The following is a 20,753-nucleotide window of genomic DNA, read 5'->3' as shown; positions in this document are numbered from 1 at the left end:
CCGTTTCGCGCCGTGCGGGCGGCCGACGTGCCGTCGGCCCGCGGTCAGTTCACGTCCGAGGCGTCCAGCCGGTAGACGGTCGACTCGGACGTGCCCGAAGTGCCGGAAGTGCCGGAAGTCCCCGAAGTCGCGGTCGAGTCGGACGTCGCGCTCGAAGTCGAGCTGTAGTCGCTCTCCTTCACCGCCGTCCCGTTCTTCTGCACCCACTCCGTCACCTCGGAGTTGGCCGTGGAGCCGCCGCCCATGCCGCCGCCTCCCATGCCGCCGCCGAGCTGGATGTAGTGCAGCTCGCCCTTCTTCACCAGCTCCTTCAGCCTGGCCAGCGTCATCGCGTTGTCGGAGCCGGACCAGCCCCACATGGAGATCACCGGCTCACCGCTGCTGAGGATGAGCTGCGCGGCGGACTGCGAACTCGACACCGCGAGAAGCCACTTGGCGCCGTCCTGGTTCTTCTCCAGGTACGCGAGCAGTTCGGTGCTCGCGCCGCCCCCGCCCATGCCGCCGCCTCCGGCGCCGCCGGGTCCCCCGCCCGCGCCGGTGCCGCCTTCGGCAGCGGCGCCACCTTCGGCAGCGGTGCCGTCCGGGGCCGTACCGCCCGTGCCCGCGGCCCCGCCGGGAGGCGTACCGCCCGGCTGCTCGCCGCCCCCGGGGAAGCCATCGGCCTGCCCGTCGGCCTGGCCACCGGCCTGTTCGCCCTGCTCGCCGTCGGCGCCCGGGAACCCGCCCCGGCCTCCGCCGCCCCCGGGGCCGCCGCCACCGAAGCCGCCGCTCCCGGTCGTGGGTCCGGCCGTCGGATTCGTACCGCCCATCGCGCCGCCCGAACCGGACGGCACCGACCAGGCGTACGCCGCCGGACCGGCCACCGAGGCGACGATCGCCGCGGCCACCGAAACCGCCGTCAGACGGGCGCGGCCGCCCGAGCGGAAGACGAACAGGCCCACGATCGCCAGCGCCATGACGACGCCGACGGCCGGCCACAGCCAGGTGTTCCAGCCGGACGCCCGGCGCAGCAGCACGATCGCCCAGACCGCGGTGACCGCGAGGCCGAGCGGCAGCACCCACACCCACCGCCGGTCGGTACGGAAGGCGCGCAGCAGCATCAGGCCGCCGCCCCCGCACAGTGCCGCGATGCCCGGGGCGAGCGCGGTCGTGTAGTACGGGTGCATGGTGCCCTCGGCCAGGGCGAAGGTCAGGTAGTGCAGGGCGGTCCAGCCGCCCCACATCACCAGCGCGGCACGGGTGGGGTCCGTACGCGGGGCCCGCCCGCACAGGACCGTGCCGCCGACGAGCGCGATGGCGGCGAAGGGGATCAGCCAGGAGATCTGGCCGCCGAGGACGTCGTTGAACATCCGGCCGATGCCGGCGGTCCCCGCGAAGCCTCCGCCGCCACCCCCGCCGCCGCCGTTGCCCTCGCCGCCGAGGACGCGGCCGAGGCCGTTGTAACCCATGATCAGGTCCCAGGCGGTGCCGTCGGTCGAGCCGCCGATGTACGGCCGCTCGTCGCCCGGGACCAGGGAGACGGCCGCCGCCCACCAGAGGCTGGAGACCGTGAGGACGACGGCCGCGGCGGCCAGGTTGACCAGCCGCCTCACCAGCTTCGGCTTGGCCGCGTACAGGTAGACCGCGAAGACGGCGGGCAGCGCGATGTAGCCCTGGAGCATCTTGGTGTTGAAGGCGAGGCCGAAGCAGGCGGCCGAGCCGAGCAGCGGCAGCAGTTTGCCGTTGCGCACGGCGCGCAGGGCCAGCGCCGCGCCGCCCGCCATCAGGAACACCAGCAGGGTGTCGGGGTTGTTGTCCCGGTTGATGGCCACGGTGATCGGGGTCAGCGCCAGGACCAGCGCGGCGACCGCCGCCGCGCCGTGGCCCCACACCCGCTTCACGGAGGAGTGCAGGATCCAGATCGTGCCGAGAGCGGTCAGGATCATCGGCAGCATCATCTGCCAGGTCCCGAAGCCGAACACACGACAGGACAGGCCCATCACCATCAGGGCGAACGGCGGCTTGTCGACGGTCAGGAAGTTGCCCGCGTCCAACGAGCCGAAGAACCAGGCCTTCCAGCTCTGCGTGCCGCTCAGCACGGCCGCGCTGTAGAAGCTGTTGAGGCCGGAGCCGGAGAGGTTCCAGCCGTAGAGCACCGCCGCCAGGACCAGGATCGCGAGCAGGGCGGGGAGCGACCAGCGCGGCGCCTTGTCCGGCGGGGGCGCCGCCGGGGCCGGCGCCGGCGTGGCCGGGGGCGGCGGCCGGTCGGTGGACACGGTCGGGTGGGGGAGGGGATCGGTGGCTGATGTCACCACTGAACCGTGCGCACGGCCGCTGAGCGGGAGCTGTGCTCAGCCTGGGGCCGGCCTGTGAGTGGGCGGGGGAGCCTTGCCGGGGGCCGGCGCGGTGCTGCTCACCGTGGTGTCCGCACGGGTGTCCACGCGGGTGTCCACGCGGGTGTCCACACCGTGCCGCCGGGGCGGCGGGGCTGTGCGGAGCCGAGGTGGTCGAGGAGTGTGGTGAGCGCGGGGTGCGGGTTCTCCCGGCGCCGGATGAGCGAGTGCGGGTAGACGGGCGTGGGGTCGGTCACCGGGATCCGCCGCAGGTCGTGACCGGCGGGCCAGACGAGGCGGGTCTGCTCGCCCATGAAGGTGGCCAGCGCCGGGGTGTCGGCCACGGTGTCGAGAAGCGCGTCGGAACCGAAGTTGGGACCGGTCGCCTCGATGGTGAGGCCGAACTCGGCGACGAGGTCGTCGTAGTAGGCGGCCCACTCGGTGCCGGGGACGATGCCGGGCATCCAGATCCGGTGCCCGGCGAGCTGAGCGAGGGTCACCGACCGGGCGCCCGCCAGCGCGTGGGCGGGGCCGGTGAGCAGTTGCAGGGGCTCGTCGAGCACCCGCACGGACTCGAGGTCCTCGGGAAGGGGCCTGCCGGGCACGCCGACGGCGCGGAAGGACGCGTCGATCGCACCCGACCGGATGGCGGCCACGGCCGCCTCGATGTCGAAGAGCCACACCACGTCGAGATCGATCCCGGGGTGCGCGCGGTGGAAGCCGCGCATCAGGCCCGACGCCGCGCTGCGCGAGGCGAGCACGTCGACGCGGAGCGGACGGCTGCCGGTGCGCACGGACGCGACCGCGCGCTCGGCGACACGCAGCAGCTCGCGCGCGTGGGGCAGGAACGCCTGCCCGTCGATGGTGAGTTCGGCGCCGCGCGCCGTGCGGTCGAACAGGCGCACGCCCAGCTCGCGCTCCAGCGCGGCGACGCGCTTGGAGACGGCCTGCTGGGTGACCGCCAGCTCGGCGGCGGCCTGCTGGAACTGCCCCGCGTCGGCGATGGCGACGAAGGTCCGGGCGGTGTCGAGGTCCACGCCGACGCACCCTAGTGCACAACGTGAGGTTGTGGCTTCCCGGCCGATCGGTTGTTTGACCTGCCGTTGTGCTGCCAGCTTTGCTCTTGCCGGGCAACGCCGCTTTGTTCGGCTGTTCGGCTGCTCGGCTGGTTGTTCCGCTGTTCCGCTGTTCGGTGAGTCGGTTGTTCGGGTGCGGCATCGAGGGGGTGCGGTGAGCGTGGTGGGCAGGGCACGGTTGGGCCGGGAGTTCGGATGGCTGTGGGCGGCGTACGCGGTCAGCGCCTTCGGTACGAGGATCGCGTTCGACGCATTCGCCCTGATCGCGATCCTCGTGCTGCACGCGGGGCCGGCCGAGGTGTCGCTGCTGGCCGCGACCGGGCTGGCGGTGGGGGCCGTGGTGGCGGTGCCGCTCGGCCCGTGGGTGGAGTTCCGCCGCAAGCGCCCGGTGATGATCGCGATGGACCTGACCCGGTTCGCGGCACTGATGAGTGTCCCCGCCGCGTACGCACTCGGCCTGCTCGGTTTCGGCCAGCTCCTGGTGGTGTCCGTCGTCGTCGGTGCGGCGGACATCGCCTTCAACGCGGCCGGTGGCGCGTATCTGAAGGCGCTCGTGCGGCCGGCGGACCTCCTCGTCGCGAGCGGGCGGTTCGAGTCCACGAACTGGACGGCCACGGTGCTCGGACCGCCGGTCGGCACGGCCGCGATCGGGTTCCTCGGCCCGGTGGCGACCGTGGTGACCGATGCGGTCAGCTATCTGCTCTCGGCCGCGGGGATTCGGGCGATCGGCGGCGGCGAGCCACGCCCCGTGCGCACCGGTAAGCAGGGGGCGCGGCTCCGGTTCGGTGACCTGTTCGAAGGGTGGCGTCACATCCTGGCCCACCCGGCCCTGCGCCCGTTGTTCCTCAACACGGTTCTGGTCAGCGGTCTCATCATGGCGACCTCGCCGGTGCTCGCCGTCCTCATGCTCGGCGACCTCGGGTTCGCCCCCTGGCAGTACGGTCTCGCGTTCGGCCTGCCCTGCGTCGGCGGCATCATCGGCTCACGGCTGGCCCCCCGGCTCGTCGCACGGTTCGGCCGGCACCAGGTCATGCTCACCGTCGGGACGCTGCGCGCGTGCTGGTCGGTGGGACTGGCCTTCGTCCGCCCCGGTGTGGCAGGGCTCGTCCTCGTCATCGCGGTCGAGTTCGGACTGATCACCTGCATGGGCGTGTTCAACCCCGTCCTCGCGGCCTACCGGCTCGAGCGGACGGCCACGGACCGGGTCGCCCGCGTCCTGGCGGCGTGGTCGGTCACCAGCAAGGCGACCGTCGCGGTCATGACCGGGCTGTGGGGCCTGCTGGCCGGGGTCACCGGCCCCCGCGGCGCGATCGCCGTCGCCGGCCTGCTCCTGCTGACCACCCCCTTCCTGCTCCCCCGGCACGACCACGCGCCACAGCAGCGGTCGGATCCGGTCCGGAGCCAGAGCTGAGACGCGCACGCCACGGCTCCAGACGGATCCGCCCGGTGCTGAGACGCACGCGCCCCAGCACCGGGGGACCCGGCCCGAGCCGGGGGTGACACACGCGCCACGGCGCCAGAGACGGATCCGGCCCGGAGCCGGAGGTGACACACACGCCACTGCGCCAGCGGAATTCCGCCCGGAGCCAGAGCTGAGACACACACGCCACAACCCCAGGCGGATCCGGCCCGAGCTGACACACGTCACCGCACGGGGCAATGCCGCCCCGATCCACAGGTGACGCACGCCACAGCAAGCGCCAGGGGCAGTCGGCACCCGGACATGCCACAGGCCCGGCGTCATCCCAGAAGCGCTCCGAACCGTTCCCGGTACTCGGCCAGTTGCTTCTCGTAGCCGGCGACGAAGGCCGTCTGTTCACGCGTTCCCATCGTGGTGCCCGGCAGGTCTGCCCCGAGGAAGTCCGGTATCTCGTGGAACACCTCGACGGCCGCCTTCCACCGGTCTCCTCCGTGGCGCCTCGCGAGCAGCACGTTCCTCATCAGGGACCCCAGGCCCTCGGCGAGGAGCTTGGCGGGGACCTTCTTCCCGCGGAACACGTCCTGTCGGGGCGGCTGTCCCTCGGACGTGGCGAGGCGGTGCAGAACCCACAGCGCGGCGCGCAACCGCCCAGCCGTGAAATGCCCGTTCGGTGTCTCGGTCGGCATGCCGCATTCCTACCCGCCGTTCGCGGATGTGACGAATTCGGGTCCAGGGAACATGAGTACAACTATCGGCCGGGTGTGCGAGTCAACGTGGCATGACTCACAGGACTTTCAGACGGACGAGAGGGCTCGTCGCCACCACCCTCGGCGCCGGGATCCTCATAACCGGCGTCGCCGCCGCCGCGCCCGCCGCCGCCGCCACCCCGACGGTCACCTGTACGTCGGCCAAGGCCGGGCTCGCCGCCAAGCTGAAGAAGGACATCACCGCGGCGCTCGCCACCCGCAAGGGCACGGTCGCCGTCGGCCTCTACGACCGCAGCACCAACACCACCTGCACCCTGCGCGCCTCCACCGCCTACGACTCGGCCAGCGTCGTCAAGGTCACCGTCCTGTCCGCGCTGCTGTGGGACGCGCAGAAGCACGGCCGGGCGCTGACCGCCCGCGAGAAGACCCTCGCCACGGCGATGATCACCAAGTCGGACAACGCCTCCACCTCGACCCTGTGGAAGCAGCTCGGCGTGACGAAGATCAAGGCCTTCCTCACGGCGGCCAGGATGACGCAGACCAAGCCGGGCGCGAACGGCTACTGGGGCCTGACCCAGATCACCGTCACCGACGAGCAGAAGCTGCTCAAGCTCCTCACGGCCAGGAACGCCGTCCTCACCGACACCTCACGCGCCTACGTCAACAAACTGATGGCGGGGGTCGTCTCCTCGCAGCGCTGGGGCACCCCCTACGGGCGGCCCGCGGGGGTCAACTGGCACGTCAAGAACGGCTGGCTGTCGCGCGCCACCCAGGGCTGGCGGGTGCACAGCGTCGGCACCTTCAAGGGCGGCGGCCACGACTACGCCATCACCGTCCTGACACACGGCAACAGCACGATGAGCTACGGCATCACCACCATCCAGGGCGTCGCCAAGGTCATCCACCGGGACCTCGCAGCCTCCTGAGGACTCGCGAGCGACGGCCCGGGGGACTCCCGGGCGACGGCCCGGAGGGACTCCCGGGCGACGGCCCGGGCGACTCCCGAGCGACGGCCCGGAGGACTCCCTAACGACAGCTCGGAGGGCTCCTGAGCGACAGCCCGGGGGGACCCCTGAAGAGGGAGGGGGCCGGCGCGTCCAGCCGGACGGGGGCAGCCCACCGGGCATCGGCCGTACACCCGATCAAGGCCCCGCGCCCGAACACGGTCACACCCCCTCCGACAACGCCCGGACCCCCGGCCCGCGGCCTCGGACCCCCGGCCCGCGGCCTCGGACCCCCGGCCCGCGGCCTCGGACCCCCGGCCCGCGGCCTCGGACCCCCGGCCCGCGGCCTCGGACCCGCGGCCTCGGCCCCCCGGCCTCCGACCCCCGGCCCCGGACCCCCGGCCCCGGACCCCCGGCCCCCGGACCCCCGGCCCAGGACCCCCGCACCGCGGAACCCCGCACCCGCGGAACGAATTGTTGCGGAGGGATGAAATCCGGTTCCTGTCACGTTGGTGCCTTCTGGAAGATCAGGTCGAACGGAAGGCACCGGCGTGGCTGCGCAACGGGGATGGGCACGGCGACTGGCGAGCTACGCGTGGCGCCATCCGACGGACGTCGTCCTCGCCCTCGGTTCCTCCCTCGGCGGCATGGCCGTCATGGCGCTGGTCCCGCTGATCACCAAGGTGATCATCGACGACGTGATCGGCGACCACAGCCGTGACATGGCCCCCTGGGCGGGCGCTCTGATCGGCGCGGCCGTCGTCGTCTACGCCCTCACCTACGTCCGCCGCTACTACGGCGGCCGTCTCGCCCTCGACGTCCAGCACGACCTGCGGACCGAGATGTACCGAACGATCACCCGCCTCGACGGCCACCGGCAGGACGAGCTGTCCACCGGCCAGGTCGTCGGCCGGGCCACCAGCGACCTCCAGCTCATCCAGGGTCTGCTGTTCATGCTCCCGATGACCATCGGGAACGTCCTGCTCTTCGTGATCTCCCTGGGGATCATGGCCTGGCTGTCGCCGCCGCTCACCCTGGTCGCGCTGGCCGTGGCCCCCGCCCTGTGGGTGATCGCCAGGCGCAGCCGCAGCCGGCTGCACCCGGCCACCTGGTACGCGCAGGCCCAGGCCGCCGCCGTCGCGGGCGTCGTCGACGGCGCCGTCAGCGGCGTCCGGGTGGTGAAGGGCTTCGGCCAGGAGGACCAGGAGACCGGCAAGCTGCGCGAGGTCGGCCGCCGTCTCTTCGCGGGCCGGCTGCGCACCATCCGCTTCAACTCCCGGTACACCCCGGCGCTCCAGGCCGTCCCCGCGCTCGGCCAGGTCGCGATGCTCGCGCTGGGCGGCTGGCTCGCCGTGCACGGGCACATCACCCTCGGCACCTTCGTCGCCTTCTCCACCTATCTGGCGCAGCTCGTCGGCCCGGTCCGCATGCTCGCCATGGTCCTCACGGTCGCCCAGCAGGCCCGCGCGGGCACCGAACGCGTCCTGGAACTGATCGACACCGAGCCGTCGATCAAGGACGGCACCAAGGAGCTGCCGGCCGACGCGCCCGCCTCCGTCGAGTTCGACGACGTCTCCTTCGGCTACGCGGGCGCCCAGGGGAAGCACAGGCCGGTCCTGGACGGGCTCAGCTTCGAGATCCGCCCCGGCGAGACCCTCGCCGTCGTCGGCTCCTCCGGCTCCGGCAAGTCCACGGTCTCCCTCCTGCTGCCCCGCTTCTACGACGTCACCCGCGGCGCCGTCCTCGTGGGCGGGCACGACGTGCGCGAGCTGACCCAGGACTCGCTGCGGGCCGCGATCGGCCTGGTGCCGGAGGACTCCTTCCTGTTCTCGGACACGATCCGCGGCAACATCGCGTACGGCCGTCCCGACGCCACCGACGAGGAGATCCGCACCGCCGCCCGCGCCGCCCAGGCCGACCGGTTCATCGCCGAGCTGCCCGAGGGCTACGACACCAAGGTCGGCGAGCAGGGCCTCACCCTCTCCGGCGGCCAGCGCCAGCGCGTGGCGCTCGCCCGCGCGATCCTCACCGACCCGCGGCTCCTCGTCCTCGACGACGCCACCTCGGCCGTGGACGCGCGCGTGGAGCACGAGATCCACGAGGGCCTGAGGCAGGTCATGCGGGGCCGTACGACCCTCCTGATCGCGCACCGCCGTTCCACCCTCAACCTCGCCGACCGTATCGCCGTCCTCGACGGCGGCCGGCTGGCCGATCTCGGCACCCACGAGGAGCTCCAGGAGCGCTCGGCGCTCTACCGCCGTCTGCTCACCGACCCGGACGAGCTGGGCGGCGTCTCGCCCGGCCACGCCCGCCCCGAGGAGCCCCGCGAGGACACCTCCGTCCGCGACGAGCTGGACGCCGAGTTCGACGCCGAGCGCGGGGTCACCCCACGGCTGTGGACCGGCGACCGCCAGCCCAAGGACACCGCGCTCGCCGGTACGCCCGCCACGCCCGAACTGCTCGCGCAGGTGGAGGCGCTGCCCCCGGCGGCCGACGTCCCGGACGTCGACGAGGCGCGCGCGGTCGCCGCCGAGGACTCCTACGGCCTGCGCCGGCTCCTGCGGGGCTTCGGGCTGCCGCTCCTGGTCAGCCTCGGCCTCGTCGCCGTCGACGCCGGCATGGGCCTGCTGCTGCCGGTGATGATCCGGCACGGCATCGACGACGGCGTCAGCCGGATGGCCGTGGGCGCCGTCTGGACCGCCTCCCTGCTCGCGCTGCTCGCCGTGGCCGTCCAGTGGGTCGCGCAGACCGGTGAGATCCGGATGACGGGCCGCACCGGCGAACGGGTCCTCTACGCGCTGCGCCTGAAGATCTTCGCCCAGCTCCAGCGGCTCGGCCTCGACTACTACGAGCGCGAGCTGACCGGCCGGATCATGACCAGGATGACGACGGACGTCGACGCGCTGTCGACCTTCCTCCAGACCGGGCTGGTCACCGCGTTCGTCTCGGTCGTCACCTTCTTCGGCATCATGGCCGCCCTGCTGGTGCTCGACGTGCAACTGGCCCTGGTCGTCTTCGCCACCCTGCCACCTCTCGTCATCGCCACCTTCTTCTTCCGCCGGGCCAGCGTGAAGGCGTACGAACTCGCCCGGGAGCGGGTGTCGGCCGTCAACGCCGACCTCCAGGAGTCGGTGGCCGGGCTGCGGATCGTGCAGGCCTTCCGGCGCGAACGGGACGGCGGGGCGCGGTTCGCGGAGCGCAGCGACAGCTATCGCCGGGCCCGCGTCCGCGGCCAGTGGCTGATCTCGGTCTACTTCCCCTTCGTCCAACTGCTGTCCTCGGCCGCCGCCGCGGCCGTCCTGATCGCGGGCGCGGGCCGGGTGGACGAGGCGACGCTGACGACCGGCGCGCTGGTGGCGTACCTGCTGTACATCGACCTGTTCTTCGCCCCCGTCCAGCAGCTCTCCCAGGTCTTCGACGGCTACCAGCAGGCCACGGTCTCGCTGGGCCGCATCCAGGAACTCCTGCGGGAACCCACGTCCACCAAGGCCGCGGACGAACCCCTCGACGTCGGCTCGCTGCGCGGCGAGGTCACCTTCGAGGACGTGCACTTCACCTACGGCGCGGACGAAGAGGCCCTGGCCGGCGTCTCCGTGAGGATCCCCGCCGGCCAGACCGTCGCGTTCGTCGGCGAGACCGGCGCGGGCAAGTCGACGCTGGTGAAGCTGGTGGCCCGGTTCTACGACCCCACCGGCGGCCGGGTGCTGGTCGACGGCACCGATCTGCGCACCCTCGACCTCACGTCGTACCGCCACCGGCTGGGCGTCGTCCCGCAGGAGGCGTACCTCTTCCCCGGCACCGTCCGCGACGCCATCGCCTACGGCCGTCCCGACGCCACCGACGCCGAGGTGGAGGCGGCGGCGCGGGCGGTCGGCGCGCACGAGATGATCGCCACGCTGGAGGGCGGCTACCTCCACGAGGTCGCCGAGCGCGGCCGCAACCTCTCCGCCGGGCAGCGCCAGCTGATCGCGCTGGCCCGCGCCGAGCTGGTCGACCCCGACATCCTGCTCCTCGACGAGGCGACGGCCGCCCTGGACCTGGCCACGGAGGCCCTGGTCAACCAGGCCACCGACCGCATCGCGGGCCGCCGTACGACGCTGGTGGTGGCGCACCGGCTGACCACGGCGGCCCGCGCGGACCGGGTCGTCGTCATGGACCACGGCCGGGTCGTCGAGGACGGCACGCACGACGAACTCCTCGCACGAGGCGGGCGGTACGCCGGGCTGTGGCGGGCGTTCGTCGGGGCGGCCGAGCCGGAGGAGCCGGTCGGCGCGGGCCGGTGACGGTCGCGCAACCATCCGACACATGCCCTGCGTCCGTACACGTGTACGGCCATGCGTACGGCACATGTGGGAGGGGTCGAGAACCGTGGACAGTGGTGCGATACGCCGACGGCTGGGGGTGGGGCTGGCCGTGCTGACGGCGTCCGGACTGCTCGCGGTGGCGGCACCGGGCAGCGCCCAGGCCGCGCCCTCCTCCTGCACGGGCCGCCAGGTGCGGATGCTGCCCTTCTCCACCGGCTCCGTCTTCGTCTACAAGAACGGCGGCCGGGTGTGCGCCGTGACCGTCCAGAAGCATGCCGGCACGAAGCGGGTGGTCTCGGTCGGCGTGCAGGCGCGCGGCCATGTGGCCGTGCGCAAGTCCCGCAAGCACGTCCGCAGTTCGCTGCCGGTGGAGGTCTACGCCGGTCACCGCTGCGTGCGGGTGTCGGGGTCGGTGGGAGGCGGGAAGTACACCTCCGGCTGGATCCTGTGCTGACCGGCCCCGGCTGACGATTCCCGGCCGACATTTGCCCCACTTGCCAATCCCCTCTGGTGTGACGGGTGTTGCTCCGATAGCTTCCGGCGCACATCTGTCTCACAAGGAGGGTGCACGCGCATGCGCAAGGCGCTCAGATGGCTGCTGGCGTCCACCGTGCTCATCGGCACGCTGACCACGGCCGGAGCGGCCACCGCCGCCCCCACGCTCGACGGCTCGCGCGCGGGGGCAACCCCCACGCCGGCGGCCGCGGACATCAAGGACCGGCTCCTCGCCGTTCCGGGCATGAGCCTGGTCCAGGAGAAGCCGTACCCCGGCTACCGCTACTTCGTCCTGAACTACACCCAGCCGGTGGACCACCGGCACCCCTCCAAGGGCACGTTCCAGCAGCGGATCACCGTGCTGCACAAGGACGTCAGCCGCCCGACGGTCTTCTACACCGGCGGTTACAGCGTCTCCACCACCCCCAGCCGCCGCGAGCCCACCCAGATCGTGGACGGCAACCAGGTCTCCATGGAGTACCGCTTCTTCACACCGTCGCGCCCCGACCCCGCCGACTGGTCCAAGCTGGACATCTGGCAGGCCGCGAGCGACCAGCACCGCATCTTCACGGCGCTGAAGGCGGTCTACCCGGAGAACTGGATCTCCACGGGCGGCTCCAAGGGCGGTATGACGGCCACCTACTACGAGCGCTTCTACCCGCGTGACATGGACGGCGTCGTCGCCTACGTCGCCCCCAACGACGTGGTGAACGACGAGGACTCGGCCTACGACCGCTTCTTCGCGAACGTCGGCACCGAGGAGTGCCGCGACCGCCTGAACGCCGTGCAGCGCGAGGCGCTGGTGCGCCGCGGGCCGCTGGAGAAGAAGTACGAGGCGTACGCCGCCGAGAACGGCTACACCTTCGCCACCGTCGGCAGCCTGGACCGCGCCTACGAGGCCGTCGTCCTCGACTACGTGTGGGGCTTCTGGCAGTACAGCCTGCTGTCCGACTGCGACACGATCCCCGCCGACGCGAAGAACGCGACCGACGACGAGATCTGGACCTCGATCGACACGATCTCCGGCTTCTCCTTCTACACCGACCAGGGCCTGTCCCCCTACACGCCGTACTACTACCAGGCGGGCACCCAGCTCGGCGCGCCCACCATCCACTTCCCGCACATCGAGAAGAAGTACGTCCGCTACGGCTACCAGCCCCCGCGCAACTTCGTCCCCCGGGACATCTCCATGAAGTTCCAGCCGTGGGCGATGCGTGACGTCGACACGTGGGTGCGGCACAACGCCCGCCACATGCTGTTCGTCTACGGCCAGAACGACCCGTGGGGCGCCGAGCGGTTCCGCCTCGGCAAGGGCGCCCGGGACTCCTACGTCCTGACCGCGCCCGGCATGAACCACGGCGCCAACGTGGCCGGGCTCGTCGCCGACGAGAAGGCCCTCGCCACGGCCCGCATCCTGGACTGGGCGGGCGTCGCCCCGGCCGCCGTCCAGGAGAACGCCGCCGTGGCGAAGCCGCTGGCGAAGTTCGACGCGAAGCTGGACGTCCGGGACGTGGAGCGCGAGCCCGCGCTGCGCCCGTAACCCCCGCTCACCCCGCCCACGACGGCCGGCCGGCTCCCCGCCGGCCGGCCGTCGTGCCGTGCGGTCGGTCAGTGGCCTCAGTAGGTGAGGCCGTGCCCGACCGGGAACAGCACGCTCGCCGGATCGTCCGGGCGCTGCACCGGCACCGGCAGCCTGCCCCGCGGCTCCGCGGTTCCGGCGATCACCCGGGCGGCGGCCCGCAGTTCGACGTCGGTCCAGGAGTAGGCCGCCAGGAAGGCCTTCACGGACGGCAGCTGGGCCACGTCGTACGGGTTGCGGACCGCCACCGCGACCACCGGCCGCCCCGTCGCCAGCAGGTGCTCGACGAGGGCCTTCTGCGGGCTCGCCGCGGTGACGTTGTACGTCGCCACCACCACCGCGTCCGCCCCGCCCGCCGCCGTCACCGCACCGGCGATCGTCGCCGCGGACGGGGCCGTGCCGGTGGACAGGGCCGTCGCCGTGAACCCCAGTGCGGTGAGCGCGGCGGCGAGGACCCCGGTGGGCGGACCCGTGGTACCCGAGGGGGACGCCGGATCGGCGCCCACGACCAGCAGCCGCCGGTGCGTGCGCGGGGACAGCGGCAGCAGGGAGCCCTCGTTGACCAGCAGGGTCGTCGTCCGCTCGGCGATCCGGTCGGCCGTAGCGAGGTGTGCCTTCGTACCGACCGTCCGCGCGACCCGGTCCCGGTCGACGTACGGGTCGGCGAGCAGCCCGAGCCGGTCCTTCAGCCGCAGGATCCGCAGGACCGACTCCTCCAGTCGCGCCTCCGTCAGCTCCCCGTCCCGCACGGCCCGCAGCACGGCGTTCCAGGCGACGTCCAGCTTCGGCGGGTTCAGCAGCTGGTCGACGCCCGCCTTCAACGCGAGCACCGGCACCCGGTCGTCCCCGTACTTCGTCCGCACGCCCGCCATGTCGAGCGCGTCGGTGACCACGACCCCGTCGTAGCCGAGGTGTTCGCGCAGCAGACCGGTGACGACGGGCCGGGAGAGGGTGGCCGGGTCGCCCGAGGCGTCGAGGGCCGGGACCAGGATGTGCGCGGTCATGATCGAGTCGACGCCCGCCGCGATCGCCGCCCGGAACGGCACCGCGTCCAGCTCCTCCCACACCTCACGCGTGTGCGTGATGACGGGGAAGCCGTAGTGGCTGTCCACGGCCGTGTCGCCGTGCCCGGGGAAGTGCTTGGCGGTCGCCGTGACCCCGGCCGCCCGGTAACCGCGGATCTCCGCCGCGGCCAGCTCCGCCACCGCCTTCGGGTCCGCGCCGAACGAGCGGACGCCGATGACCGGGTTCGCCGGGTTGACGTTCACGTCGGCGACGGGGGAGTAGTCCTGCCGGACGCCCATCGCCCGCAGCTCCCCGCCGGCGACCCGGCCGAGGGTGCGGGCGTCGGCCCGCGACCCCCCGGCGCCGATCGCCATCGCGCCCGGGAACAGCGTGGCCGGCTCGCCGACGCGGGCGACGATGCCGTGCTCCTGGTCGGTGGAGATCAGCACCGGCAGTCCGCGCGGCTGTCGAAGGGACGCCCGTTGCAGGCCGTTGGAGAGGTCCGTGATCTGGAGCGGGTCGCGGGTGTTGTGGGCCCACGTGAAGTAGATGATGCCGCCCACCCGGTAGCGGGCGATCAGCTCGGCGGCGGTGCGCACACCGAGTTCGGCGAGGTTGGCGTCGACGTCCGCCTGGTCGGGGGCGGTCGCCGAGTGGCCGTAGACCCGCGTGACGAAGACCTGGCCGACCTTCTCCTCCAGCGACATGCGCGAGATCAGCGCACGCAGGCGGCGGTCGGCGCCGGCGTGGGCGGTGCCGGCGAGGGGGGACGCGGTGGCGAGGGCGGTGGTGAGGCCGGCACCGGCGGCGAGGACGGTACGTCTGGAGGGCACGTGCGCTCCTTCCGGAGGACATCCGGGGATGATCGAGTGGTCCAGCGATCCGTTGAAGGGAACTTCCGTCGCGCCAGCAGTAACCGGGAAGTTTCCGCCAGTCAAGGGAACGCGCACGGGACCGGTGGAGGGGCCGCCATCGGCGCAACGGAGGGCTGGCCCCGATGCCGGCCGTGCTGCCGACCGCGGTGCGGCGGAGAGGGCGGTCCGGCGATCACGGCCGGCGGCGAGGGCCGACCCCCACCGAGGCGACTCGTCGACAGCCGGGGCTCGGACGAGCGGGGGTGAGGGCGTTCCCCCTCGCCCACCCCTCGCCGGAAGTCGGGGTGGACGGGGTGGGTCGCCCCGCGCGGGAACCGTACAGCGGCGGCTTCCGCTCTAGTCCTCCCGCGCCCACGGCCGTAGCTTCTCCGGATTGCGGACCACCCAGATACGCGTGACGCGCCCGTCGCGGACGTCGAACGAGGCCACCGTCATGACGACGCCGGACCGCTGCGCCACCAGGCCCGGCACGCCGTTCACCGAGCGCTCCAGGAGTTCGAGCCCCGGAGCCCTGTCGGCGATGGCGACCATGTACTCGGCGATGCGCGTGCCGCCCTCCACCGGGCGCAGCACGGTGCCGACCATGCCGCCGCCGTCGGCGGTCATCACCGCGGCCGGGTCGAGGAGAGCGACGAGGGCCGCGATGTCCTTGGTCTCCCACGCCTCTTTGACGTGCCGCACGACGTCCGCCCGGCCGGTCGCCGTCACCGCGGCGCCGGCGGGGCCCACCCGCCGCCGGGCGGAGGCCGCCAGCTGCTTGCAGGCGGCGGGCGTCCGGCCGAGCACGCCGGCGATCTCGGCGAACGGGTACCGGAAGACGTCGTGCAGGACGAACGCCACCCGCTCGGCGGGCGTCATCGACTCCAGGACCACGAGGAAGGCCATGGCCACCGACTCGTCCAGCACGATCTGGTCGGCGGGGTCCGCGGGTCCGGCGGCTCCGGGGCCGCCCGTGTGATCCCGCTCGGCGCGGTCGGGCAGCGGCTCGGGCAGCCACGCGCCGACATAGCGTTCACGGCGGGCCCGCGCCGAACCGAGCAGGTCCAGGCAGATGCGGCCGGTCACCGTCGTCAGCCAGGCTCCGGGCGACAGGATCTCCTCCCGCCGGCCCTGCGGCAGCCCGTACCAGCGTGCGTAGGCGTCCTGTACGGCGTCCTCGGCCTCGGTCACCGAACCGAGCAACCGGTAGGCCACGTTGATCAGTCGGCGCCGCTCCCCGGCCACCTCCGCCGTGCCGCCCCCGCCGCTCCCCATGCTTTCGGCCGCCCCCGCCTTACCTTTCGCCACCCCGCGTCGTCGGGCTGGTGAGACCTTATCGATCTGCTGCCCGAGGGCGGAAAAGGGGACCGTGACATGGCCACTCAGGTGACGGCGACGGCTACGGCGAACGCGGGGCGCGGCTCCTCGTTCCTGCGGATCGCGATCGCCCTTCAGACCCTGACCATCTTCCTCCAGGCGGTCTCCGCGGGACTGCTGCTGACCGCCTCGTACGGAGAGACCCTGCACGGTGTCGGCGCCCGTGTGATGTACGGGGCGTCGATGCTCTACCTGCTCGCGGCGGTGCTGGCGTGGAAGCCGGGCGGCGGACCGGCCCGGTCCGTCTGGCACGCGTCAGGTTTCCTCGTCCTCGCCTCGGTCCAGGTCGCGCTCGGCATCGCGCACGTCCCGTCGGTCCATCTCCCCCTGGGCGTGGCGATGTTCGGCCTGAGCGTGCTGGCACTGGCCCGCCACCGTGGTCCGGACGTCCGCTGACTCTCCCGGTGAACCGTCGCCCCCACTCGGCCAGTGCGCGCGTGGTACCCGTACCGCTCCCGCGACGGCCGGGCGGCGGGCCGCGCCGGTGCCGGCGCGGTCGTCCGGGGCCGGCGACGCGGGTCACCCATGGCCGGCGGCGCGGTCATCCACGCTCGCCGACGCCGAGGTCCGCCGCGCTCCGGGACAACTCCTCCCGCACGGCCGCCAGCACCGGATCGCCCTCCGCCCCGGCCCGTACGGCGACGAAGACGTTCCGCGACGGCGGCTCGCCCTCGGCCGGGCGCAGGGCGAGGGCGCGATGCGCGTACAGGGAGCGGACCAGGCGGGGCACCAGGGCGACCCCCTGGCCCGCCTCGACCAGACCGGCCAGCGCGGCCCAGTCGTCGACGGCGTGCCGGATCTCCGGGGTGAAACCGGCCGCCGCGCACACCGAACGGGTCACCGCCCCGCAGCAGCTGGAACCGCTGCCGACGATCCACTGGTCGCGCGCCAGCTCGCGCAGCGGCACCTCGGACCGGCCCGCGAGCGGATGGTCGGGCGGCAGGGCGACGTCCAGGATGTCGGTGAGCAGGTCGGTCCGGGTGTAGCGGGGATCGGTGTGCGGGGGCGCCGCCGCGAAGTCGACGGCCACGGCCACGTCGACCTGCCCGCCGTCGAGGGCGGTGAACAGGTCCGGCGGCTCGGCCTCCACGACGTCGACGCGCAGTCGGGGGAGGCGTTCGCGCAGTGCCCGCAGCGCGGTGGGCAGCAGCCCCAGGATGCCGCTGGAGAAACATCCGACGGTCACCGATCCCCGCCCGCCCTCCCCGTACGCCGCGAGATCGGCGCGGGCCCGCTCCAGCTGGGCGGCGATGACGTCGGCGTGCGCGAGCAGCACCCGGGCCTGCCCGGTGAGCCGTATGCCTCTGCCGTCGCGTTCCGTGAGGGGGACGCCCAGGTCACGGGCGAGGGCGGCCAGCTGCTGGGAGACGGCGGACGGCGTCAGATGCAGGGCCTCGGCGGTCCGCGCGAGGCTGCCGCGGCGCTGGACCTCCCGCAGGACGGTGAGCCGGCGAAGGTCGAGGGTGAAGGCAGGGCTTAACGGTTCCACGGCCAAAGATTAACTGGACCTGGTGCCCGGCTCCTGGAAAGGATCGAAGGCATGACCACGACGACTCCGCGCGCCTTCCTCATCCTCCACGGCTGGCAGAACCACCGCCCCGGCGGCCACTGGCAGCACTGGCTCGCCGACCGCCTGACCGAGCGCGGCCACGCCGTCACCTACCCGCAACTGCCCGACCCCGACGACCCCGCCCTCGAGGTGTGGCTCGGCGAACTCTCCCGCCACCTCGGCGCTCTCGACGCCGGGCGCGAGCGGGTCGTGGTCGCGCACAGCCTCTCCGCCGTGCTCTGGCTGCACGCCGCCGCTCGCGGCCTGCCCGGCCCGGACACCGTCGACCGGGTTCTGCTGGTGGCACCTCCGTCGGGCACGGTCCTCGGCGGCCACCCCGAGGTCGCGGAGTTCGTCCTCCCCTCCCTCGACGGCTCGGCGCTGCCCAACCCGACCCGTCTGGTCGCGGGCGACGACGACCCGTACTGCCCGGAAGGCGCCCAGTCCGCGTACGGCACTCCCCTGGGCCTGACGGCGGAACTCCTGCCCGGAGCGGCCCACTTGGACCTGGACGCGGGCTACGGATCCTGGCCGTCGGTGCTGGAGTGGTGCGAGACGGGCGACGCGAGGTTCACGGTCCGGCCGGGGCAGCGGTCGTAGCACCACCGCCCTCCCCAGCCCCCACGGGCGGAGACCCCGGCCCGTACTGGGACCCAGGCCCGTACTCGGACCCCGGCCCGTACTCGGACCCGGGCCCGGACCCGGTGTCAGGGTGCGGCTCCGGGTCCCCCGTCCCCCCTCGCAGTTCCGGAGTCGTGGCGGCCACGGTCGTCACCGCCAGGAGGCACATCACACCGCCCGTGACCAGGGCGGCGGCGCCCGAGGACCAGCCGGCGACGAGGCCCGCGCGCAGGTTGCCCAGATGGGGGCCGGCCTGCCCGACCATCGCCTCGGCCGCCGTGACCCGGCCCAGCAGCGCGTCCGGGGTACGGGTCTGGACGATGGTCGTACGGGACAGGACGGCCACCGCGTCCGCCGCGCCGGCCAGGACCAGCGTCCCGATCCCCGCCCAGGCGCTGGTCGTCAGACCGAACACGGCGAGGGACACGCCCCACAGGGCGGACGCGCACAGCATCACCGGCCCCGGCCGGGCCAGTCGCGTCACCGGCCCGGAGAACGCGGTGGCGGTGACACCGCCCACGGCCAGCGCGGACAGGAACAGGCCCAGCGTGCGCGGGTCGCCGCCGAAGCGTTCCTCGTTGACCAGCGGGAAGAGGCTGACCGGCATCGCCAGCACGGTGGCGGCCAGGTCGGTCAGCAGGGCGCCGCGCACGACCCGGTGGCCGGTCAGGAAGCGCAGCCCGTCGAGGACGCCGTTCAGTCCGGGCCGGGACTTCTCGCCCTCGGGCGGCAGCGGGGGCAGGCCGAAGGCGCCGTAGAAGGCCAGCCCGAAGGTGAGGGCGTCCAGCAGGTAGCAGACGCCGATGCCCCACCAGCCCAGCACCACACCGGCGACGGCCGGGCCGATCAGCATCATCGACTGACCGGTCGCCTGGTTCAGGGCGAGCCCGGCGGCCACCTGGTCCTTCGGCAGCAGCCGGGGCACGAACACGCCGGCCGCGGGACCCCCGACCGCCCCGAAGGAGGCCTGCGCCGCGACCAGCGCGAGGACCAGCACCACGGGCACGTGCCCGGTGAACCCCTGCACGGCCAGCAGGAGCGAGCAGACCGCCTGGCCGACGGTGGCGAGGAGGTAGACCCGGCGCCGGTCGGCCCGGTCGACCCAGGCACCGGCGAACAGCCCGACCCCCACCATCGGCAGCGCCTGCGCCAGCCCGACCGCGCCGCTCCACACCGAGCTGTGGGTCGTGTCCCACACCTGGTACATGACGGTGACCATGGTCATGAAGCCACCGAGCGTGGACACGGTGCGCCCGATCAGCAGCCGGCGGTAGACGGGGGAGGTACGAAGGGGGCGAACATCGAGAAAGGTCCGGCCGAGACTCATGAGGCCGGAGGGACGAGGGGCTGCGCGACGGCTCGATACACGGCGCGGAGGCTAACCCGCCCTCCGCTGACCCGCCAGTCATTTAGGGGCCGCCCCCCTCGGGGAGCGCCCTCTTCACGCCGACTCGTTGAGCAGCCTCCCCAGGTGCTCCCGCCCCGCGCCGAGCAGCCCGGCCAACGGCTCGGCCGCGTCGTACCACCGCTTCTCGTACTCCCAGCACACCCAGCCGTCCCACCCGTGCCGGGAGAGGACCTCCACGCACTCGGCGATCGGCAGCACCCCGGCGCCCAGTGCGACCGGCGTGGTGTCCTCGGCCGAGACGATGTCCTTGACCTGCACGTATCCGAGATACGGCGCGAGCGCGGCGTAACTGTCCTGCGGCTGCTCGCCGCCCAGCCAGGTGTGCATCACGTCCCACAGCGCACCCACCTGCCGGTGCCCGACCAGCCCGAGGACACGCGTCGCGGCGGCGCCGGTCCGGTGGGAGTCGTGGGTCTCCAGCAGGATGCGTACGCCCAGGTCGGCGGCGTACTCGGCGGCGGTCCCCAGCCGCCGGGCCGCGACGGCGTCCGCCTCGGCCGGTTCCTGCCCGTCGGCGCCGCCGGGGAACACCCGGACGTACGGCGCGCCGAGGTCACGGGCGAGTTCGACGAGCGCGCGGATCTCACCGAGCACGACCTCGTCGTCCCCCGGAGCGGCCACGCGCGCGTACCCCGCGACGCCGAGCACCTCGACCCCGGCCCCCTTGAACTCGGCGGCCACGTCGGCCCGTTCGTCCGGGTGGAGGCCCGGATGCACCGGCTCCTCGGGATGCGCGCGCAGCTCGACGCCGTGGTACCCGTGCGTGGTCGCGAGCCGCAGCACGTCGGAGATCGGAAGACCGGGAACACCGAGGGTGGAGAAGGCCAGCTTCATACCCTCGGACCCTACTAGCGGACCGCCCCACCGACGACTGCTGCGAACCGACGGGGCAACCAGCGCCCCGGACCCCCGCCACCACGACAGGGCGCGGCGGGCCACAGCGCGCGGGAGCCGGCCGTGGCGGGCGTCGCCATGCGTCGCGGGGCGCCGAAAACCCCTCGCGCGGCCCGTCTCTGCCCCGGAGAGTCTGAAAGGGGCGGCAGTACGCCCGACCGGCGACGGGCTCGACCCACCACCACGGCCCCGACCTCACCCACTCACA

General features: G+C 73.3%; 15 protein-coding genes. 7 read left to right on the top strand and 8 right to left on the bottom strand.

Annotated elements, in window-relative coordinates; genetic code table 11:
• Positions 1–44: 44 nt before the first annotated feature.
• On the bottom strand, positions 45–2,291 hold the full coding sequence (locus ACFYO5_RS05050) for an ArnT family glycosyltransferase (protein WP_388704291.1): 2,247 nt from the start codon (positions 2,289–2,291) through the stop codon (positions 45–47).
• Between the two features lie 101 nt (positions 2,292–2,392).
• On the bottom strand, positions 2,393–3,349 hold the full coding sequence (locus tag ACFYO5_RS05045; RefSeq protein ID WP_388704288.1) for a LysR family transcriptional regulator: 957 nt from the start codon (positions 3,347–3,349) through the stop codon (positions 2,393–2,395).
• Positions 3,350–3,548: 199 nt separating this feature from the next.
• Between ACFYO5_RS05045 and ACFYO5_RS05040 the strand changes: the two genes are divergently transcribed.
• Positions 3,549–4,799 carry an MFS transporter gene (locus ACFYO5_RS05040; protein WP_388704733.1) on the top strand — a complete coding sequence of 417 codons (1,251 nt, stop codon included), beginning with the start codon at positions 3,549–3,551 and terminating at the stop codon, positions 4,797–4,799.
• A gap of 329 nt (positions 4,800–5,128) precedes the next feature.
• On the opposite strand, the gene ACFYO5_RS05035 is transcribed toward ACFYO5_RS05040, so the two are convergent.
• A complete protein-coding gene (locus ACFYO5_RS05035) occupies positions 5,129–5,494 on the bottom strand; it encodes a hypothetical protein (RefSeq protein WP_388704285.1) in 366 nt (121 codons plus the stop codon).
• 92 nt (positions 5,495–5,586) lie between these two features.
• Between ACFYO5_RS05035 and ACFYO5_RS05030 the strand changes: the two genes are divergently transcribed.
• The 4 genes from ACFYO5_RS05030 (at position 5,587) to ACFYO5_RS05015 (ending at position 12,798) form a co-directional block, all read left to right on the top strand.
• Positions 5,587–6,441, top strand: coding sequence for a serine hydrolase (locus ACFYO5_RS05030; protein ID WP_388704282.1), 855 nt, complete (start codon positions 5,587–5,589; stop codon positions 6,439–6,441).
• 569 nt (positions 6,442–7,010) lie between these two features.
• Positions 7,011–10,742 (top strand): ABC transporter ATP-binding protein, encoded by a 3,732-nt coding sequence (locus tag ACFYO5_RS05025; protein ID WP_388704279.1) that lies wholly within the window; start codon positions 7,011–7,013, stop codon positions 10,740–10,742.
• An 85-nt stretch (positions 10,743–10,827) separates the two neighbouring features.
• On the top strand, positions 10,828–11,217 hold the full coding sequence (locus ACFYO5_RS05020; protein WP_356559889.1) for a hypothetical protein: 390 nt from the start codon (positions 10,828–10,830) through the stop codon (positions 11,215–11,217).
• Between the two features lie 120 nt (positions 11,218–11,337).
• A complete protein-coding gene (locus ACFYO5_RS05015; protein ID WP_388704276.1) occupies positions 11,338–12,798 on the top strand; it encodes a S28 family serine protease in 1,461 nt (486 codons plus the stop codon).
• Positions 12,799–12,875: 77 nt separating this feature from the next.
• Here the strand turns inward: ACFYO5_RS05015 and ACFYO5_RS05010 are convergent, their stop codons facing one another.
• Both ACFYO5_RS05010 and sigJ read right to left on the bottom strand, forming a co-directional pair.
• Complete coding sequence (locus ACFYO5_RS05010) at positions 12,876–14,675, bottom strand: glycoside hydrolase family 3 protein (RefSeq protein WP_388704273.1); 1,800 nt, start codon at positions 14,673–14,675, stop codon at positions 12,876–12,878.
• A 378-nt stretch (positions 14,676–15,053) separates the two neighbouring features.
• On the bottom strand, positions 15,054–15,971 hold the full coding sequence (gene sigJ, locus ACFYO5_RS05005) for an RNA polymerase sigma factor SigJ (protein ID WP_388704270.1): 918 nt from the start codon (positions 15,969–15,971) through the stop codon (positions 15,054–15,056).
• A gap of 99 nt (positions 15,972–16,070) precedes the next feature.
• Here sigJ and ACFYO5_RS05000 point away from each other — a divergent pair, with 99 nt between their 5' ends.
• A complete protein-coding gene (locus ACFYO5_RS05000; RefSeq protein WP_388704267.1) occupies positions 16,071–16,469 on the top strand; it encodes a hypothetical protein in 399 nt (132 codons plus the stop codon).
• Between the two features lie 145 nt (positions 16,470–16,614).
• Here ACFYO5_RS05000 and ACFYO5_RS04995 read toward each other — a convergent pair whose 3' ends face one another.
• The gene (locus tag ACFYO5_RS04995) at positions 16,615–17,562 is read right to left on the bottom strand and encodes a LysR family transcriptional regulator (protein ID WP_388704265.1); all 948 of its coding nucleotides are present in this window, start codon (positions 17,560–17,562) and stop codon (positions 16,615–16,617) included.
• 51 nt (positions 17,563–17,613) lie between these two features.
• On the opposite strand from ACFYO5_RS04995, the gene ACFYO5_RS04990 reads away from it, so the two are divergent.
• Complete coding sequence (locus ACFYO5_RS04990) at positions 17,614–18,222, top strand: RBBP9/YdeN family alpha/beta hydrolase (RefSeq protein ID WP_388704263.1); 609 nt, start codon at positions 17,614–17,616, stop codon at positions 18,220–18,222.
• On the opposite strand, the gene ACFYO5_RS04985 is transcribed toward ACFYO5_RS04990, so the two are convergent.
• Both ACFYO5_RS04985 and ACFYO5_RS04980 read right to left on the bottom strand, forming a co-directional pair.
• Entirely contained in the window at positions 18,194–19,570 is a 1,377-nt protein-coding gene (locus ACFYO5_RS04985) for an MFS transporter (RefSeq protein ID WP_388704260.1), read from the bottom strand. The two genes, ACFYO5_RS04990 and ACFYO5_RS04985, sit on opposite strands and share 29 nt — an antisense overlap.
• Before the next feature lie 114 nt (positions 19,571–19,684).
• The gene (locus tag ACFYO5_RS04980; protein WP_388704257.1) at positions 19,685–20,485 is read right to left on the bottom strand and encodes a sugar phosphate isomerase/epimerase family protein; all 801 of its coding nucleotides are present in this window, start codon (positions 20,483–20,485) and stop codon (positions 19,685–19,687) included.
• Positions 20,486–20,753: the final 268 nt, after the last annotated feature.

This window comes from Streptomyces sp. NPDC006259, from assembly GCF_042870975.1.
In the GTDB taxonomy this organism is placed as follows: Bacteria; Actinomycetota; Actinomycetes; order Streptomycetales; family Streptomycetaceae; genus Streptomyces.
The sequence above is the reverse complement of the archived record's forward strand: the minus strand, read 5'-3'. Positions and strand labels throughout refer to the sequence as shown.

Bases quoted from the DNA above. Each gene is read 5' to 3' on its own strand.
- ACFYO5_RS05035 (WP_388704285.1), bottom strand. From the start codon at position 5,494: ATGCCGACCGAGACACCGAACGGGCATTTCACGGCTGGGCGGTTGCGC.
- ACFYO5_RS05030 (WP_388704282.1), top strand. From the start codon at position 5,587: ATGACTCACAGGACTTTCAGACGGACGAGAGGGCTCGTCGCCACCACC.
- ACFYO5_RS05015 (WP_388704276.1), top strand. From the start codon at position 11,338: ATGCGCAAGGCGCTCAGATGGCTGCTGGCGTCCACCGTGCTCATCGGC.
- sigJ (WP_388704270.1), bottom strand. From the start codon at position 15,971: ATGGGGAGCGGCGGGGGCGGCACGGCGGAGGTGGCCGGGGAGCGGCGC.
- ACFYO5_RS05000 (WP_388704267.1), top strand. From the start codon at position 16,071: ATGGCCACTCAGGTGACGGCGACGGCTACGGCGAACGCGGGGCGCGGC.
- ACFYO5_RS04990 (WP_388704263.1), top strand. From the start codon at position 17,614: ATGACCACGACGACTCCGCGCGCCTTCCTCATCCTCCACGGCTGGCAG.
- ACFYO5_RS04985 (WP_388704260.1), bottom strand. From the start codon at position 19,570: ATGAGTCTCGGCCGGACCTTTCTCGATGTTCGCCCCCTTCGTACCTCC.
- ACFYO5_RS04980 (WP_388704257.1), bottom strand. From the start codon at position 20,485: ATGAAGCTGGCCTTCTCCACCCTCGGTGTTCCCGGTCTTCCGATCTCC.